The sequence below is a fragment of the Bacteroidales bacterium genome (assembly GCA_023228145.1).
Taxonomy (GTDB): Bacteria; Bacteroidota; Bacteroidia; order Bacteroidales; family CAIWKO01; genus CAIWKO01.
This window is the reverse complement of the sequence record JALOBU010000005.1, coordinates 101,378-118,708: the sequence shown is the minus strand read 5'-3', so window position 1 is coordinate 118,708 and position 17,331 is coordinate 101,378. Positions and strand designations below refer to the sequence as shown.

Annotated in this window: 16 protein-coding genes and 1 tRNA gene; 4 read left to right on the top strand and 13 right to left on the bottom strand. The window is 34.2% G+C overall.

Annotated features, from left to right (window positions below; genetic code table 11):
* Positions 1-6 precede the first annotated feature (6 nt).
* A complete protein-coding gene (locus M0R16_04020) occupies positions 7-888 on the bottom strand; it encodes a hypothetical protein (GenBank protein MCK9612050.1) in 882 nt (293 codons plus the stop codon).
* A gap of 153 nt (positions 889-1,041) precedes the next feature.
* On the opposite strand from M0R16_04020, the gene M0R16_04015 reads away from it, so the two are divergent.
* Positions 1,042-1,677 carry a WbqC family protein gene (locus M0R16_04015; protein MCK9612049.1) on the top strand — a complete coding sequence of 212 codons (636 nt, stop codon included), beginning with the start codon at positions 1,042-1,044 and terminating at the stop codon, positions 1,675-1,677.
* Here the strand turns inward: M0R16_04015 and M0R16_04010 are convergent.
* The 4 genes from M0R16_04010 to M0R16_03995 all read right to left on the bottom strand — a co-directional run bounded on the left by M0R16_04010 (position 1,640) and on the right by M0R16_03995 (position 8,062).
* The gene (locus tag M0R16_04010; protein ID MCK9612048.1) at positions 1,640-3,694 is read right to left on the bottom strand and encodes an HDIG domain-containing protein; all 2,055 of its coding nucleotides are present in this window, start codon (positions 3,692-3,694) and stop codon (positions 1,640-1,642) included. The genes M0R16_04015 and M0R16_04010 overlap by 38 nt on opposite strands.
* A 152-nt stretch (positions 3,695-3,846) precedes the next feature.
* On the bottom strand, positions 3,847-4,782 hold the full coding sequence (trxB, locus tag M0R16_04005) for a thioredoxin-disulfide reductase (GenBank protein MCK9612047.1): 936 nt from the start codon (positions 4,780-4,782) through the stop codon (positions 3,847-3,849).
* A gap of 11 nt (positions 4,783-4,793) precedes the next feature.
* Complete coding sequence (locus tag M0R16_04000) at positions 4,794-5,675, bottom strand: DUF4249 domain-containing protein (protein MCK9612046.1); 882 nt, start codon at positions 5,673-5,675, stop codon at positions 4,794-4,796.
* 14 nt (positions 5,676-5,689) lie between these two features.
* The gene (locus M0R16_03995) at positions 5,690-8,062 is read right to left on the bottom strand and encodes a TonB-dependent receptor (GenBank protein ID MCK9612045.1); all 2,373 of its coding nucleotides are present in this window, start codon (positions 8,060-8,062) and stop codon (positions 5,690-5,692) included.
* Between the two features lie 211 nt (positions 8,063-8,273).
* Here M0R16_03995 and M0R16_03990 point away from each other — a divergent pair.
* From M0R16_03990 to M0R16_03980, 3 genes are all read left to right on the top strand, one after another.
* Positions 8,274-8,347: transfer RNA gene (locus M0R16_03990), tRNA-Pro, on the top strand.
* Between the two features lie 441 nt (positions 8,348-8,788).
* Positions 8,789-9,769, top strand: a complete 981-nt coding sequence (locus tag M0R16_03985; protein ID MCK9612044.1) for a RimK family alpha-L-glutamate ligase — start codon at positions 8,789-8,791, stop codon at positions 9,767-9,769.
* Positions 9,766-10,098 (top strand): hypothetical protein, encoded by a 333-nt coding sequence (locus tag M0R16_03980; GenBank protein MCK9612043.1) that lies wholly within the window; start codon positions 9,766-9,768, stop codon positions 10,096-10,098. The genes M0R16_03985 and M0R16_03980 overlap by 4 nt, the downstream gene beginning before the upstream one ends.
* Here the strand turns inward: M0R16_03980 and M0R16_03975 are convergent.
* The 8 genes from M0R16_03975 to M0R16_03940 form a co-directional block, all read right to left on the bottom strand.
* On the bottom strand, positions 10,093-10,359 hold the full coding sequence (locus M0R16_03975; protein ID MCK9612042.1) for a hypothetical protein: 267 nt from the start codon (positions 10,357-10,359) through the stop codon (positions 10,093-10,095). The two genes, M0R16_03980 and M0R16_03975, sit on opposite strands and share 6 nt — an antisense overlap.
* 71 nt (positions 10,360-10,430) lie before the next feature.
* Complete coding sequence (locus M0R16_03970; GenBank protein MCK9612041.1) at positions 10,431-11,432, bottom strand: AAA family ATPase; 1,002 nt, start codon at positions 11,430-11,432, stop codon at positions 10,431-10,433.
* Position 11,433: 1 nt separating this feature from the next.
* Positions 11,434-11,769 (bottom strand): helix-turn-helix domain-containing protein, encoded by a 336-nt coding sequence (locus M0R16_03965; GenBank protein ID MCK9612040.1) that lies wholly within the window; start codon positions 11,767-11,769, stop codon positions 11,434-11,436.
* A 453-nt stretch (positions 11,770-12,222) separates the two neighbouring features.
* Positions 12,223-12,705, bottom strand: a complete 483-nt coding sequence (locus M0R16_03960) for a hypothetical protein (protein ID MCK9612039.1) — start codon at positions 12,703-12,705, stop codon at positions 12,223-12,225.
* A gap of 6 nt (positions 12,706-12,711) precedes the next feature.
* The gene (locus M0R16_03955) at positions 12,712-13,971 is read right to left on the bottom strand and encodes a site-specific integrase (protein ID MCK9612038.1); all 1,260 of its coding nucleotides are present in this window, start codon (positions 13,969-13,971) and stop codon (positions 12,712-12,714) included.
* 127 nt (positions 13,972-14,098) lie between these two features.
* Positions 14,099-14,581, bottom strand: a complete 483-nt coding sequence (locus tag M0R16_03950; GenBank protein MCK9612037.1) for a hypothetical protein — start codon at positions 14,579-14,581, stop codon at positions 14,099-14,101.
* A gap of 370 nt (positions 14,582-14,951) precedes the next feature.
* A complete protein-coding gene (locus M0R16_03945) occupies positions 14,952-16,229 on the bottom strand; it encodes an O-antigen ligase family protein (protein ID MCK9612036.1) in 1,278 nt (425 codons plus the stop codon).
* Positions 16,192-17,310, bottom strand: a complete 1,119-nt coding sequence (locus M0R16_03940) for a glycosyltransferase (GenBank protein MCK9612035.1) — start codon at positions 17,308-17,310, stop codon at positions 16,192-16,194. The genes M0R16_03945 and M0R16_03940 overlap by 38 nt, the downstream gene beginning before the upstream one ends.
* Positions 17,311-17,331 lie beyond the last annotated feature (21 nt).

The following is a 17,331-nucleotide window of genomic DNA, read 5'->3' as shown; positions in this document are numbered from 1 at the left end:
ATAATGTTACTCCATCTTAACAGCTAGCTCTTTAAGGCGCTGGCCGCAACCTTCCACACGGAGCCAGTATAACTCGCCTTCCCTGAAAAAAGTATTTGCTATCTCATATTCGTAAGACTGGAAGCCTGATTTATACAAGATGTTTGTGAAAATGTCAGCCACCTTTTTGCCTTTGTTATCATAAATAGCCAGAGAAACATTTGCATTATAAGGCATTGTCCAGTTTATTTCACCGCTGACTTTAAAACCTTCGGCGGTTTTTTCGGGGAATGAATAATCATAGATGTATCCGTCCATTTTTCCACCTTTGATTTTTTTTAATGCAAAGTCAACAAAATCTTTCAGCTTTTTTGCTTTAGCTACGTCGCCTCCCGAGATTTCATCTGAAGAAATACTGTCAGTGAGAACCCAAACTGCCTTTTGTCCCATATTGTCCTGGCAGCCAAGTGTTTCTATAAGAAGTACTAGCTCGTAGAGGTATCCCGAAGTCATTCTTCCCATTTGGTAAATGCTGCTTTCTTTTGGGGAAGTTTCGTGTTTCTCGGTGCAGAATGCATTGATGGTGTAATCGCTGCTGCCATTAGGTCCAAGCGCAAAAACTTCACTTTGAGAAATAATCATATCTTGTACGCTGTCGTTAAAACTTCTTAATTCCCTGCCTGTTTCTAAATTAATTTCCAACCGCTGAGAAGTGAGGTTTTTTAAACTGAGTGAAATGCACTTTCCATAGTGCGAGCTTCCTGCATTGGAAGTAAATCCACGCCCTTTAAAGACAGCTTTAACCAATTTTTTTTGTATTGCTTCGGATAATGTATATGAAACAGTTTTTGCCTGAGCAATTGCGCCGAAGATGATAACGCTGAAAATTGCATAAAATATTTTTTTCATGGCTAATGGCTTTTTGGGTTGGTGTAATTTTTAAGTCATAGGCGAAAAATTTCAGGTTTTTAGCATTTTATAAATTATGTAATTAAAACGTAACTTTTTTATGAGAAATTGCTTCGTTCAAACTAATTTTCACAATTTTGTAAAAAATTTGTTTTGATATTTTCTTCAGCATATCTGCCCCCCATAGAGTTTTTTATTTATGCCTCACGGTTCGATAAAATATATATCGAAGCCTGTGAGAATTTTGTAAAACAAACCTACAGAAACCGCTGTTGTATCTATTCTGCCAATGGCAAACTTGACCTGATAATTACACTGGAGCACTGCCGAAAAAACAGACTTCCCTTGAAGGATGTTAAAATCTCATATACTATGCCCTGGCAAAAAATGCATTGGAGAGCCATAGAATCTGCTTACAACAAATCCCCATTTTTTCTTTATTATCAGGATTACTTTGAAAAATATTACACTACAAAGTTCCGTTGGCTTCTTGATTTTAACAATGAGCTTATGCAGGAATGTTTTCGTCTTCTGAAATTATATGTTTGTACAATAGAGACATCAACTTATAAAAAGGACTACCCTCAAGAAACGGATATGCGATATGCTATCAACCCAAGGGAAAAAACGGCTATGCATTTTAAAGAATATTCTCAGGTGTTTACGTATAAATGTGGGTTCATACCCAACCTGAGCATCGTAGATTTATTGTTTAATAAAGGCCCCGAAAGTAAAGATTATCTTAGAAGTATCAATTTGGATATTCAATCCGGACATGGTGCATACTGACCAGCTTGTTTTTTAAAACAGTTTTTATACGAGATATGTCCCTCATGGTAATATTCGCATTTTTAAACTGCTTTTGTTCAATCAATCCATCAATAATATTATCAACAAGCTCGTCAATTTTTTTCTTCTCTGGCTTTTTCAAACTACGTGTAGCTGCTTCAACAGAATCGGCCATCATCAGTATTGATGTTTCTTTAGAAAAAGGTGTAGGGCCTTTGTAATAAAAAATTTCTTCCGGTAAAACAACATTTTGCTGCTTTTTGTATAAAGAATAGAAGTACTCTGTTCGCCTGTTTCCATGGTGTGTCCGAATGAAGTCAATTATCTGTTGAGGAATATTAAACTTACGCGCAAGTTCCACTCCTTTTTCAACATGTCCGGTAATTATCTCTGCGCTTTCTTTTATACTTAATGCGGAGTGAGGGTTTATATCGTACAATTGATTTTCGATGAAATACAAAGGTTTTTCAATTTTGCCTATGTCGTGGAACATCGCACCAGCCCTTACAAGTAATGCGTTTGCATTGATGCGGTGTGCAGCTTCTTCGGCAAGATTCGCTACTTGTAAAGAATGTTGAAAGGTTCCCGGAGCTTTCAATGATAACTCACGTAAAAGTTTGTTATTAGGATTAGAATATTCAAGAAGGGAAACATTTGTGACATGACCGAATATTTTTTCATAGATAACTATCAATGGATATGCCAGAAGGGTTAGCACAGAATTAACAGCAAAATGCAACAGGTTTTCCGGCATAAATTCATTGAAACCGCCGCTTTGCATCATAGTCATACCTGTATATATCAGTGAATATGTGCCAAAGATGTATAATGATGTGATAAAAAACTGTGAGCGCTTTTCAAGGCGTACAATACTGATGATGGTGACAATTCCTGCAACAAGCTGCAAAAAAATAAATTCAAAACCGTTTGGTGCAAGAAACCCTATAATGATGATACTGACAAGATGGACGAATAGGGCAAGGCGTGTGTCGAAAAAAGTCCGTATCATCAGAGGCACAATACACAAGGGAAGTACGTATATATATTCATATCCGTAAAAACGAATCATCACACCTGCGCCGAGTGACATAAAAAGAATAATGCTTAAAATAAGTGATGTTTTTTTGTTGTCAGCAATAATATCAGCCCGGAATTTTATCAGGAAAAACACCAGCATGATAATAGCCAGAGTTATTAGTATCAACTGACCTGAAAGAATAATATAATAGTTAAAATTTGTTCCCTTACTTTCTTCATATTGCTTTCTCAGCGATTGCAATATTTCATACTTTTCAGAATTAACCAGTTCTCCTTTATAAACAATTTTTTGATTTTTCTGGAGATAGCCTCGTGTAGTAGATATCTTCCTGATAGCTGCCAGCTGTTGTTTATATGTATATTCAAAACTGTAAATAATGTTTGGAGTCAATGCTTCATTTAAAATCTTATCGAGTATTTCTTTGTTTATATTTTTATATTCTCCAAGCTTGTATTCTGTGTATTCATAAGCTTGTCGGAGTGAATAAAAATTGTTTGCCATTTTCTCTTCTGCAATGTTATTTCTTATAACATAAATGGTATAGTCCTGGCTTTTATTTTTAAGCACATCGTTATATCCGATAATTCCTTTATTATAAATGCTGTCAAATATCATCAGGCAAATTTTCATGTGGCGTTGCCTGTCATGTTCAGACCTGAATTCTGCATTGCTTTGAAACCGTGAAATGATTTCATTTCTATTTGATTTATCGATAGTTTGGTCAACAATGAAATATGGGGGAGTACTTTTAATAATCTTATTAACCTCTTGGTCAATTTCATTTTGTGGTTTATTAATTGAAAAACCAAAAGGGGCAAACAGGTCATCATACATCCATGGCTTCCCCAGTGTAAAATTGTACTTGAATTTGAAATCCTTAGGAAACAAGAGGGCAATGAGTATTATTGTTCCGGCAAAAAGCAGCGTTTTAAAGACGTAGTTTAATCTGCCTGCCTGTTTTTCTGAAGTTAAATTCATTAATATTTATTTTCTTAAAGTAACATACGGAAAATTTATACGAAAATAATCTGATTATGTGACATTGAGTTTTATCACAAAATTTTTAAAAAAAGTCCGGTTAAAGAAAAAGCACTATAAATTCGGGAATGAATATTTCCTTAAATAAATTGTTAGTTTGAGGACAAATACCTTTCTGCTTCAATAGCTGCCATGCATCCTGTTCCTGCTGCTGTAGTAGCTTGCCTGTAAACATGGTCCTGTACATCTCCGGCTGCAAACACACCGGGGATGCTGGTTTGTGTTGTCCCGGGAATGGTTTTAATATATCCTGCTTCGTCCATGTCGAGTTGGCCTTTAAATATTTCCGAATTGGGAGTATGGCCTATTGCGACAAAGAATCCCTGCACCTCCAGTTTTTTTGTCTCGTTTGTTTCCACATTTTTAATTATTACACCATCAACATTTTTCTCTCCGGTGATTTCAACAGGAACATAGCCAAAACATTTTTCGATATTTGGAGTATTCATTACTTTGTGTTGCATAGCTTTAGAGGCTCTCATTTCGTAGCGGCGATGGATAAGATAAACTTTTTTGCAAAGTTTTGCCAGATAAGTGGCTTCTTCTGCTGCTGAGTCACCACCACCGACAATTGCCACATCTTTCCCTCTGTAGAAAAATCCATCGCAGGTGGCGCATGCCGACACCCCGAAGCCTCTCATTCGTTGTTCCGAATCAATACCAAGCCAGCGGGCGCAGGCGCCTGTAGCTATAATGACAGCATCGGCCAGGATAGTCTTTGTTTCATCAACCATAATATGAAAAGGTTTTTGAGAGAAGTCAACACTACTGACAACACCCCAGCGGATATCAGCACCAAAACGTTCAGCCTGTTTACGCAAATCATCCATCATTTGAGTGCCATCCACTCCATCGGGATAGCCGGGGAAATTTTCAACTTCCGTAGTAATGGTAAGCTGACCGCCGGGTTGCAGACCCTGATATAAAACAGGTTTTAAATCGGCGCGGGCTGTATAAATTGCTGCGGTATAACCAGCAGGGCCTGAGCCAATAATGAGCACTTTAGCTTTTTCGGTTTCTGTTGTCATAGTTATAATGTTTAATTACAGATTATTGTTGCATAGGAAGAACCCATTCCAGTCCAGCAACCAATGGCGCCACCCTGAATATTTGTGGGGACAGAAGTGGTATTCGTGAAAGGGTTTGCACCATATAATATTTCCGATTCGGCGGCAGACCAAAATTTATAACTATCGTAGTCCATAGTACTTAATTTAACTATAACGGTATCGCCTTTTTTATATCCCATGGTCCAATCCTCATCAGGGTTCATAATATTACTTGCAAAGCCATGGTACAACTGAACTGTAAATGTTTCCCCGTTAAAAAATTTATCATCCCATACCGAGCCGAAAATTGGCACAAAGGTAAAATCCTTGCCAATTATTTTTGTAAAAACCCTGTAATAATTATATTCATTACCCTTGTCAGTACCTAGAGCAAAAAGGTCGCCAATGGTGTCATTTTCCGGTCCAAGAATATACCATAATGAATCAAAAGCAACCAAAGGCGATATAGTAGTACTGGAAGTGTAAACATTTCCATCAACCTCTACCCTTAAGTCATATCGCTTGCCTACTTCTCCAATGATATGTTTTGTACGGTAAACACTTTTTCTAACATACATGTAAAAAGGGTAAGTGGATACAGTATCAAGGGAAAGTTGCTCTGTTTTATTTCCATCGCTCACTGTAACGATTGCATTGCTCACGTACGAATTCAAAAGTGTGTTTATGTCAATAGGGTCGAAGTAGGGTGCAGATTTGGTAATTATTACGCTAGGAGCCATTCCATTTTCAATATAACCTTCAATGACAATTTTTGGCTCCACAACGGGCAGGTCAAGAGTTATTTCTTTCTCACATGAAGTGAGAAGCAGAAGCAATGACATGCTGAAGAAAATGTATTTTATTGTTTTCATTTTTCTTGACATCTTTAAAATTTGAAGTTCCATGTGAAAGATGGTATAATGGGGAAAAGCGAAACTTGCTTGGCAACTGTCTGCAAATTAAATGTTGTGATATCTCCTGTCGTTTCAAAATAAATATAATAGGGGTTCATACGACTGTAAAGATTGTAAACACCAAAGTTCAGGTACCAGTGAAATCTTTTTCCAGGTTTGTCTTTGCCTTGGAGAGTAGCAGAGATGTCAAGACGGTGATAATCCGGCATACGGAAAGAATTACGTTCACTATATTCATTAATAATATTTCCGGAAAGGAAATACCTTGACAGCGGTAGTGTCATTGCATTCCCAGTTGCATATACCCAAATGGCAGAAATGGACCAGCGTTTTCCAAGTTGAATGGAAACAACTATTGAAACATCATGTCTTCTGTCATATTTTGCGGGGTATGTATTCCCGTGGTTGATTTCAGGGAATTTTCTTTTAGTCCAGGATAAAGTATATCCTACCCACCCTGTAAATTTCCCTGCTTTCTTCTTGACAAATATTTCGCCTCCGTATGACCAACCTTTGCCAAAGGTGAAATTGTTATCCGTATTATTTTTTAGATTGTCTGTTGCAGATGAACCTTCTTTAAATTCAATCTGGTTTCGCATATCCTTATAATACAACTCAAGGGAGGTTTCCCACATGTTTTTATAGAAATTCCTGAAATAACCCAAAGAATACTGATACCCTATCTGTGGTTTGACAATTGATGTGCTTGGTACCCAGATGTCAGTTGGCAAAGATACTGAGGTATAGGAAGCCATGTGGATGTATTGATAATTCATTGTAAATGATGCTTTGATGGATTGTTTTGAGTTGATTCCGAATTTAACAGAAATTCTTGGTTCCAGTCCCCAATAAGTTTTTATCAACTCTCCGGGTTTGAAAGTAGTTGTGTCAGATATTTTACCTACATCATCAACAGTATAACGGTCAAAAGGCCCTACATGGAAAAACATGGAGTAACGTAACCCGCCGCTTATTTTTATTTTTTCGGTAACATCGAAGTCATCAGTGATGTATGCTGCAAGTTCATGAGAATGGAGTTTTACAGTTCCGCCGAGGTCAAATTCGGTTGTATCGGAGCGTGCAAAGGCGCTGTTGGGCATAAGAATATGGTAGATATATAAAGCTCCGAATTTGATATTATGGCGTATGGATGGTAGGTAAGAAAAATCGAGCTTGGCGCTGTAATCTGTAATGCCTGAATGAAGTTTCATTTCGTAAACATTCTGTTCGGCACCGAGATTAAATTTATAATCACTGAATATAAGTGTAGTGTTAAGGAATAATTTATCATTAAATAGATGGTTCCATCGCAGAGAAGCAGTGGCATTGCCCCAGTCAATCTGATTTGAGAAAGAACTATTGCCTTTAAGTTTAAAGACATCTTTACCAAAATAGCCACTTAAAAATAACCTGTCTTTATCGGAGAAATAGTAATTAATTTTTGCATTGATGTCGTAAAAATAATAACCACCTTTTTTGAAAGGGGAATCTTTTTTTACAAAGGGACGCATGATCAGGTCAAGGTAAGTTCTTCTGCCCGATACGATAAAAGAACACTTTTCTTTTTTTATAGGTCCTTGTATGGTAAGCCTTGAAGATATAAGCCCAATGCCCCCGTCGAATTCAAATTTTTTGTTGTTTCCTTCTTTCATCGAAATATCAAGAACAGAAGCGAGTCGGCCTCCATAGTTTGCAGGCATTCCTGCTTTAATAAGCTCAACATTTTTAATGGCGTCGGCATTGAACACAGAAAAGAAGCCAAGAAGATGCGAAGCGTTATATACTACTGCCTCATCAAGTAAAATCAGGTTTTGGTCGGGCCCTCCCCCCCTGACATAGAAGCCTGTATTTCCTTCTCCGGCCGACTGCACACCGGGTGTTAGTTGTATGCTTTTAATAATATCAACTTCTCCGAAAAAAGCAGGCAGGCGTTTGATGGTCTCGATAGGAATATCAACACGACCGACTTCAGAGCTTTGTATATTTTTATCTTCCCGCTCACTGGAAATTACAACTTCCTGAGTGGTGATTACGCGAGGCTCGAGGCTGATGTTCAGCTTTATATTTTTATCTAAGGTTGTTTTTTCTTCAAAGTCTTTATAACCGACAAAAGAACACACAAGATTATATTCTCCCTTTTCAATGGTAATGGAATAAAATCCGTATGTGTTTGCTGAGGTACCTTTCATAAGCTCTTTTATGTAAACATTGGAGCCAATGAGGAATTCGCCGGTTGTTGCATCTTTAACATATCCACTGATAGTATATTTTTGAGAAAAAGACAGCTCAAGCAAAGCAAAAAAGAGAAAAGTAGTAAAAAATAGTTTTGTAGTATTTGTTCTCATCTTTATATCAGTGCTGTAATAAATGCAAAAATATCGAAAATAGTTATTCTTGCATATTTAATAATTGTATAATATCTACAAAAGTAATTAACGCTGATACCTTACGAAAAGTGTACCATAAGTATAAATTCAATAGCAACTGTCATTTTGTCGTTAAATATTTTGAGTGATTGCAAAGTATTGTGAAAAAATTATATATTTGCAAAAATTTCGGGGCGTGGCGCAGTTGGCTAGCGTACTTGCATGGGGTGCAAGGGGTCGGAAGTTCGAGTCTTCTCGCCCCGACTTACAAAATAAAGGGTTTTAGAGTTTTCTAAAACCTTTTTTTATTTTAGGGTAACATAAAGGGTAACATTAAATATTATTTTGGTTATAACTTTCAAAAATTAACTTTTTATATAAACAAAGTAGTTGTATTCATTGTCATTCCTGTTATTCAATGTCATTATACTTCAAAAAAAACATACTTTTCCCATTTTTATTAAGTATATTTTTTTGTACTTCTTTAATTTTCAATTGAATATGTATTTTCATTGAGTGCGAAAACAATAAAATAGTATCAATTTTACTCAAATGACCCTGCACCGCCCTGTCAGGTTTTCGTCATGACGTTTTTTTTTTTATGTTATATGTTGAAATTATCCGTTTACAAACGGATAATTTTTTTGTCCTTTCAAATGACAATTTCAGTAAGTAAGTTTGTCGAAATTATTAAAACTTATTAAAATGAATATACTTGTATTGTCCGGCAGTAGCCAAAAGAAATTGGTCGAAACTGCAGAAAAAAGAAAACATTATATTGAAGTATTCGACCCCGTGGACTTCAATATTTATTTAAGTGATAATCCTAAAGGCTGGGATGCACTCTATCACAATGAAAATGAAAAGCTGAAGGCGAAAAACTGGGACTGTGTGATAACCAGGATAGGAACTAACAGAGATTATGCCTGCCAGGTTTTGATTCAATTACAAGTCAATATGCACAAATGGAGCTTGCAAAGTGCCTGGGCCATCAATACATGTGCTAATAAGATTAAAACGGCTCAAATATGCTCTGCTAATAAAATCAAAGTGCCTAAACAATGGTATGCAGTACAACCTAAAAACATTGCATTTATGATTGAAAAGCTTGGGGGCTTAAGCGTTATCTTGAAGGAAATTAGCGGCTCAAAAGGTGCAAATATCATTTTATTGGAATCCCCGCTACAAACCAATTTAACATTGGAATCGTATTATAAAAAAGGTGTGAAATTTATACTGCAGGAATATCTTAACAACGGCGGGAAGGACCAGCGTCATATTGTGGTGGGTGATAAAGTGGTCTGCTCGATGGAGCGACAGGCCCCGAAAAATGACATCAGGGCAAATGTCAGTTTAGAAGGCACGGCGAAAAAAATAACAGCAAGTAAAGAAGTAGAAAAAATTTGTGTTGATGCCGTTGCTTCAATACCAGGGTTAAACTTTGCCGGTGTTGATATTATCGAACATCAAGACAACAATTATTTAATCGAAATTAATAGCAACCCAGGCACGCACATTATTGAAGTAACCGGACATAATTACTTTGAAGATATTTTGGACTTTTGCGAAAAACATCACAAAGACAAACAAGATGTTGCAAACTCATCAGCTCAGGAAAAGCAGGAATTTATTGAAGATTTTAACGCTCAAATGGTTTCGTGTGGTCTTAAACTTTCGCAAATATGAAAGCCGTTTTCTATAAAGAAATTGATAATTATATTGATTTCCTTAAGCTGAAAAAAAAAGCTGAAAGCGGGCATACTGAAGCCAAAAAATTATTTGATAAAATAAAAACGAAGTACACCAAAAGTAAATACAAAATATTATATCATAATTGGTACTTTGAAAATTTACGCTTCAGGGCTTTACAATTACATCAATACCGGGCAATATTAGAATATAATCGTTATTTAAAAGATATGGAAATTAAAAAGGATTTTGAAAGTATAAGGGATGAACATGGTGAAGCCCATGCAAGAGAAATGATATGGTTGCTATATCGTAAGAGATTATAATTTTTTTGTTCTTCTTCTTTCTATTTCAATTATATTATTTGCAAAGATCTTTTGCTTTTCATGAAATTCTGTAATTTGTCTTGCTAATACAAATACCTGCATTTGTAATTCAAAAATTTCATTTTCATAATCATAATAAGCATTATAAATTGATTTTAGAATTTCATTATATTCCTTTAATGACCTGTCATTTAGCTTGTCATTGTCTGCCAAAAATTTTATCTTATTATAAAGTTTCTTATATGTTTGTAACAATTCCATATTATTTCACGTTTCCGTTTCCATATCCTAAGAGAATGGAAACGGAAACACGTATTTAAAAAGGTAATTTTTCATTTGTTTCCATTGGAAACATTGGAAACATCATTTTCATATTTTTTAAATAATTTTGAAACTGTACTCTTTGCAATACCTAACTCTTTGCCAATTTTCTCATGAGTATATCCCTCTGCTTTTAGTTCCTTTGCTATCTCATATTTTGCCTTACCCTGATCTGAATCAGTTTTTTTCGATAAAAATTCAAACAGTATACGCTCCCCGGTGTTTGAAAAGGAAAAATTATCATTATCATACTCTAAGACATAACTTTCTTTTTTGTAACTGGCTGGCAAATAATTTGCTTTTACAATACATAAATGCCTTTTATCAGGGTTTATATTGTCCGCTCGTAATTCAATTACAACCCTCATTTTTGATTCAAACCCTTGTCCGCTATTAAGATTATTTTTGCTTGGTTCTAAGGTTTCCGTTCTTTTTATTGAATGGTGAATAAATATTATTAAACATTCATGTTTTTGTGCTAATTCCTGATATTTATGCAAATACTGCCTGATTTTTGAAGTATCTCTTAATTCCTCTCCATATACATCAGCAAAACAATCTATAATGATTACATCAGCTTTTTTATTAGTTAGCATTGAATCCAATTTCTCAATAAGATTTTCAATATCAAATACAAATCTTAATTCTTTTAAATCCTCTGGCTTATATCGGCTTGCTTGTTTTTTCAATATATATGAAGTTTCATTATACAAATCTTCTGAAGAAACATAAATTCCGCTTCTGTATCTCGAATATATCGGAAATCCTAAGAAATTATCATTTCCAGTAACTAAATCAATTAAAAATTGTCTTAATAACATACTCTTTCCAGTATCAGAACTCCCTGCCAAACCTGCAATTCCTGTTTGTTGAAATATCGGGTCTAATAAGCATGGTATTTTTTCTATATCATTAAGTAATAAATCAGTTCCTGTAATTTCTTGTATAACCTCTGGAATCTTTATCTTATTAGAGTTTCGCTTAACAATCGAATCAATTATTTCATAGTCCATTTTAACCCCTCTTTTTAATGTTTTTACTCATGTACTCATTAACCTGGTCGGTTGCTTCCTGGATTGTTTTTTGTTTACCCTGGCTTAACCAGGATAACAGATCCTTTTTAGAAAAATACAGTTTTCTGTTTTTCTTTATAAAAGGTATTTCATTTTTACTGGTCAATGCGTAAATGGTAGGTTTCGCAAGATTGGTTATTTGCATTGCCATTTCAATAGGCCCTAAATCATTAACCGGATCATCATTTGCTTTGCCGGGTATCAATATTTTAATTTCTGAAATATCCCTTTTAATTTCCTGCAACAAAGAATAAAGAATTTCATTTTGATTTTCCATATTATTAATTTTTGTTTTGTTCGTACAAAAGTTTATTTACAAAGAATCTTATTAAATCGCTCTTTGTTACTTTACTCTTTTTGCATAATACTGAAAAATTGTTGAAATCCTTTTCAGTAAAAGCTACAATAATTCTTTTTGATAATTTTTCTTTTGGCGGGATAGGTAGTAAATTTTTTGCTGTCATAATTTTTTATATTAAAATATATGAGCAAAATTATATCTACACTTATGCGAAAAAAAGGACAAGGCGTTTCATCATAAATACTAATATATAATGCTTTACAAAAACAATATAATTAAAATCAATATTTTTATTGTATTAATTGAAAACTTCTGAAAGCCCTGTTAATTCAGAGTTTTGTTAAATAAATTATGATAAAAAAATACATAAACTTGGGAGAGGACAAGTTGTGCAAAAAAAAATAATAAAAATTACTTAAGTTGTTGAAATTAAGTGTAAAAATTTTCCCCTCTTTTTTTTCTATATCTGTAATAATCTTTTTTTATTGCATAATCGCTTAAATCCTTTTCTGACAAATTAAGCGTTTTTCTGACCACTTTTATTCGCTCTGAAATTTTGTTTTGATATTTTTCACCTACATCAAGCATTATGTATATTTGATTTTTTACAAGTTTTTGTAAAACTCTATTTAATTTCATTTGGTCAGTTAATGTTAGTTCATGCCCTATTTTAAAAAATTCATAAGGGCTTAATTTAATATTAACTGTTGTCATTCTTGAATAATTATATTTTTTTTTGATAGTATAATCATAATGCTTACTGGGGTGTTTGATTGAATCCAATAAAAATAACCTTATGTAATTTTTCATATCCCATAAATTCAAATCTACTGGATTACCACATTTTTTTTCTAAAACTTTTTTTACAAAAGGTTTAACAAAAACTTTTACTTTCAAATGTTCATTGCTCATACTTACCTATTTTCGTTTTTGCTGTAATTTCTTAAGCAAATTTCTATTTGCTTCATCCAGTACGGAATTTTCAAACTTCTTAAGGTAAGTTTGTGTTATTGCCTCTGTTTTATGTCCTAAGCCCTCGCTGATTATTGCAGTGGGTGTGCCTTTTTCTTTTTGTATGGTAGCCCATGAATGACGACTTACATACGAAGTAATATTAAAATCAATTCCTAAATTTTCTGCAATAGTTTGCAAATCACTATTAAATTTTCTTAGCATTTTCTTTTTTCTATTGTATTTCTGTAAAGCTGTAACATGAGTATCATTAAAGATAGGTAGTATATAATCTGATTTTTTATTTTTCTTATAATAATCAATAATCTTTTTTAGTTCCGGCTGTATTAATATTGAAAATTGCCCCCCGGTTTTAGCTCTGTTGTATTCAATTCTATTATTAATGATATTATTCCATTTAAGATTTGCCATATCAATAAAATTAATTCCTATTGCATAAAAACTAAAAAGAAAAATGTTTTTTGCATGAAATAAATCTGTTTCTTTTTTTACTTTATAATTTATTATTAGTTTCATTTGTTCCAGTGTAATTGCTCTTTTTTGTGTTTCAGTATTCAGGTGTTCCAAGCTGTAACCGTTTGGATTGTTTCGACTTTTAAAAGGGTAGGATACTTCAAAACAAATTTCATTTTTTATTGCCGAATTAAAAAGAGTTCGGAAAGTTCGCATATATACACTAACAGTATTTGATTTTGCCTTATGCTGAAAGCAGTATGTTTCAAACCTTTTAAGAAAATTATAATCTACATCAGTAAATTTAAGATTTTCATTATCACAAAATTTATTGATAATACTTTTTGTAGCTTTGAAAGTATCGGAATAACTTAATGAACCTGATTTTTTAAGCCTTTCAATTTCTTCATCAAAAAAAGTAAATACAGTATATTTCTTTGTTTTTTTTGAAAATTGCTTAGTAAAATACTCAAATGATACTGGTATTTTATCATATTCAGCTTTGATAAAAATATCATTTGCCTGACTTTCTAAATTATCTAATATCTGATTTTTTATTTTGTACTTATCATGATTTTTTTTAAATCTGTTTTTTTCAAAATCCCATTCATTTTGAGTACAGGCATAACCTTTGTTTTTACCACCAAGAGAAAAATATTTTCTTTTACCCTCAATAGTTAGTATTAAAACAACCGGGTGTTTATCTTTTAAAATAATTCGGTTTGTTCTTAAAAAGATTCTTATATTTGCCATTGTGTTAATTTTATTGAGTTATACGATTTTTTCAGGGTAACATAAAAGGTAACACAAAGATAATAAAACCTTATTGATAAATACAAGCTAATATAATAAGGTATTTTTTAAATATCTGTAATACAAGCTAATATAAATTAAAATAATTTTCGATAAGACAAAAATATTTTATGGGGTGCAAGGGGTCGGAAGTTCGAGTCTTCTCGCCCCGACCAATCAAAACCTTTCCGCTAAACGGAAGGGTTTTTGTTTTAAGTGAGCCAGGCTTGCCTGAGCGAGCATTAAAACAAAAATCCTGTTCTGCGAAGCAGAAAAAGGTTTTGATTGAAGCCCCCCTCACGGAAGTCCGTCCCGGCTGCAAGTCGGGACAATCTTCTCGCATTTTTTTACGGACATTAAAACAAAAACCCTGTTCTGCGAAGCAGAAAAAGGTTTTGATTGAAGCCCCCCTCACGGAAGTCCGTCCCGACTGCAAGTCGGGATAATCTTCTCGTATTTTTTTACGGACATTAAAACAAAAACCCTGTTCTGCGAAGCAGAAAAAGGTTTTGATTGAAGCCCCCCTCACGGAAGTCCGTCCCGGCTGCAAGACGGGACAATCTTCTCGCATTTTTTTACGGACATTAAAACAAAAATCCTGTTCTGCGAAGCAGAAAAAGGTTTTGATTGAAGCCCCCCTCACGGAAGTCCGTCCCGACTGCAAGTCGGGACAATCTTCTCACATTTTTTTACGGACATTAAAACAAAAATCCTGTTCTGCGAAGCAGAAAAAGGTTTTGATTGAAGTCCCCTCACGGAAGTCCGTCCCGACTGCAAATCGGGACAATCTTCTCGATTTTTTTTACGAACATTAAAACAAAAACCCTGTTCTGCAAAACAGAAAAAGGTTTTAATTGAAGCATACCCTGATTCGGTCGTTCATGTTGTAAATGCTGAAAATTTAATTGTTTTTGTTTAATGAGATAAATGTTGTTGTTAAATTAAATGAAAACAGAGGGTGTCCAATTTATTGAAAGAATTGATTTTTGCATGTTTATGTTATAAAAAAGAAGTGAGAACAATCCGAAAAAATAAACTCCCATCTGTCTCTCAAGAAAAGACTCACTGAAAAATATGATTATTATGGCAATTGTATAATATCTTGCTTCGGGATGGTGAATTACTTTTCTGAAAATAAAATAAAGGCAGGCGATAAAAAGCAACATAAAGAAAATTCCATAATTTATCCCGATGGATAAAAACTGATTATGTGGGTTGTAATTTCTTTCAACGCAAATGGGCCAGCCTTTATCTCTGTAACAATTATTAAGTTCTTGCTGAAAGTTTTTACTTCCCGTTCCGCTTAAAATATTTTTGGAAAACACTTTTAGCGAGCAGGATGTAATAATTTCCCGTTGTGAAAGGGTGTTGTTATAATCTGTGTTGCCTGAAATCCATGAGGTGATTTCTCCGAAACGCTTGTTTAGCGAAGGTATAGAAAAAGTTAAAATTACAAGTAACAATAAAGATGTTATTATAAGCAAGGTCTTTTTTAGCAATGGAAATTTCTTGAAAACAATCCATGCAACTGCAAAAGCAGCCAGAATAAAAATAGATGCTCGGACAGCAAGTAAAATAACGACAGCAAAGAGAAAACATGCAGAAATTATCGTAATGATGCGAAATCCTTTGTTTTTATAAACAGGTTTAAAACATAAAAAAGATGCGGCACAAATGGCAAATATTGAAAAGTATGTCGGATGTATGCCGCAATAATTCTGAAAGCGATCTCTCAGTAAATAGGCTCCGTTTTCATATGCTTGTGGTTCAAACATGCTGTTTTCAATAAACAAGGCTGCAACTGAATAAATAGCAAGGGCTGTCATGGAGAAAGAGAATATCATCATGGGAAGCTTGTAGTTGCTGAATTTAGTTACTTCTAAAAATAAGGGCAATACAAGTGGAGCGGTAAAAAAGAATAATTTTTTCTCTAACTCAAACCCTGCAACCGGGTCAAATCCGGAAATAAAAAACTCCAGAAGGTATGGGATGAAAGGAATTATATAAATACTATTTAACAATAGCTTTTTGCCAATAGGAACAGGCCTGATGAAATAAATGATTAACGTCAGGAAAAATACAAGAATTAAAATCAAATTTGTTACCGCGAACGGAAATAAGGGAAAAGCAAACAGTGCCAGGAAAAGCAATGTTGTTGTCAAATGCAGCCACCTGGCTTTATTATTGCTTTCCGGCAAAATGCTGCTTAATCTTATCATCTACGAAAGTCTTGAACTCATTTCGAAACCTTTCGGTGCTGAAAGGCTGAATGTTGTTTTTAAAATTATCAAAAAGAAATGTTGTGTTCCCTGAGTGAAAAGCCCTGATGGTTTCAACCATTTCATTCACTGTCTGCTCATGAAAAAAAACGCCTGTATTTTTATTTACAGTTTCTTTGTAACCTCCTTTAGATGGAATTATAACCGGTGTGCAATACGACTGAGCTTCCACCACCGATATGCCAAAATCTTCTGTAGCTGCCGCAATGAAAGCTCTGGCCTGTGAAATTTTTAGGTGCTTTGTATCTTCGTCAATATAACCAAGGTATGTAACATTGGGAGGGAGGTTTTTAATTATTTTACGTTTCATAGGCCCTTCACCCGCAATTTCCAGTTTTAATTCGGGCATTTGCCTGAAAGCTTCTACGATAAGGTCAATATTCTTATAGGTTACAAGGCGTGATACAGTAATGTAAAAATCTTTTTTTTCTAATGCTGACTCTTTCATTTCAACATTTACAGGGGGGTAAATAACAGTGCTTCTGTGCCCGAAAAACTTTTGAATTCTTTCATACACAAAATTTGAGTTGGCAATAAAGTAATCAACCCTGTCGCTGCTTTTTAAATCCCAGCGGCGCAATTTATCAAAAAAATGACTCAAAACAGCTTTTGTAAACCTTGTATTTGTTACCCGCAAATAATCTTCTTTAAGGTCCCAGGCATAACGTGCAGGGCTGTGGCAATATGAAATGTGCAACTGGTCTGGTTTGCGCTTAACTCCTTTAGCCACGCAGGAAGATGATGATATTATTACATCATAATCTTTTAAATTCAGGCTCTCAATTGCGTATGGAAATAATGGAAAAAGATTACGGTAAATTTTTCGCGCAAAAGGGATATATTGAATAAAACTTGTATGTGTCTTTTTCCCTTTTAGATATTCGTTACGGTTTTTTGTATCAAAATAATCAAATAAACAAAATATATCAGCATCAGGATAACAATGTAAAATCTCTCTTACTACCTTTTCGGCACCTCCTGCTTCGTTAAACCAATCGTGTACAAGAGCTATTTTAGGCATAATATATTAAAGTAGGTATTC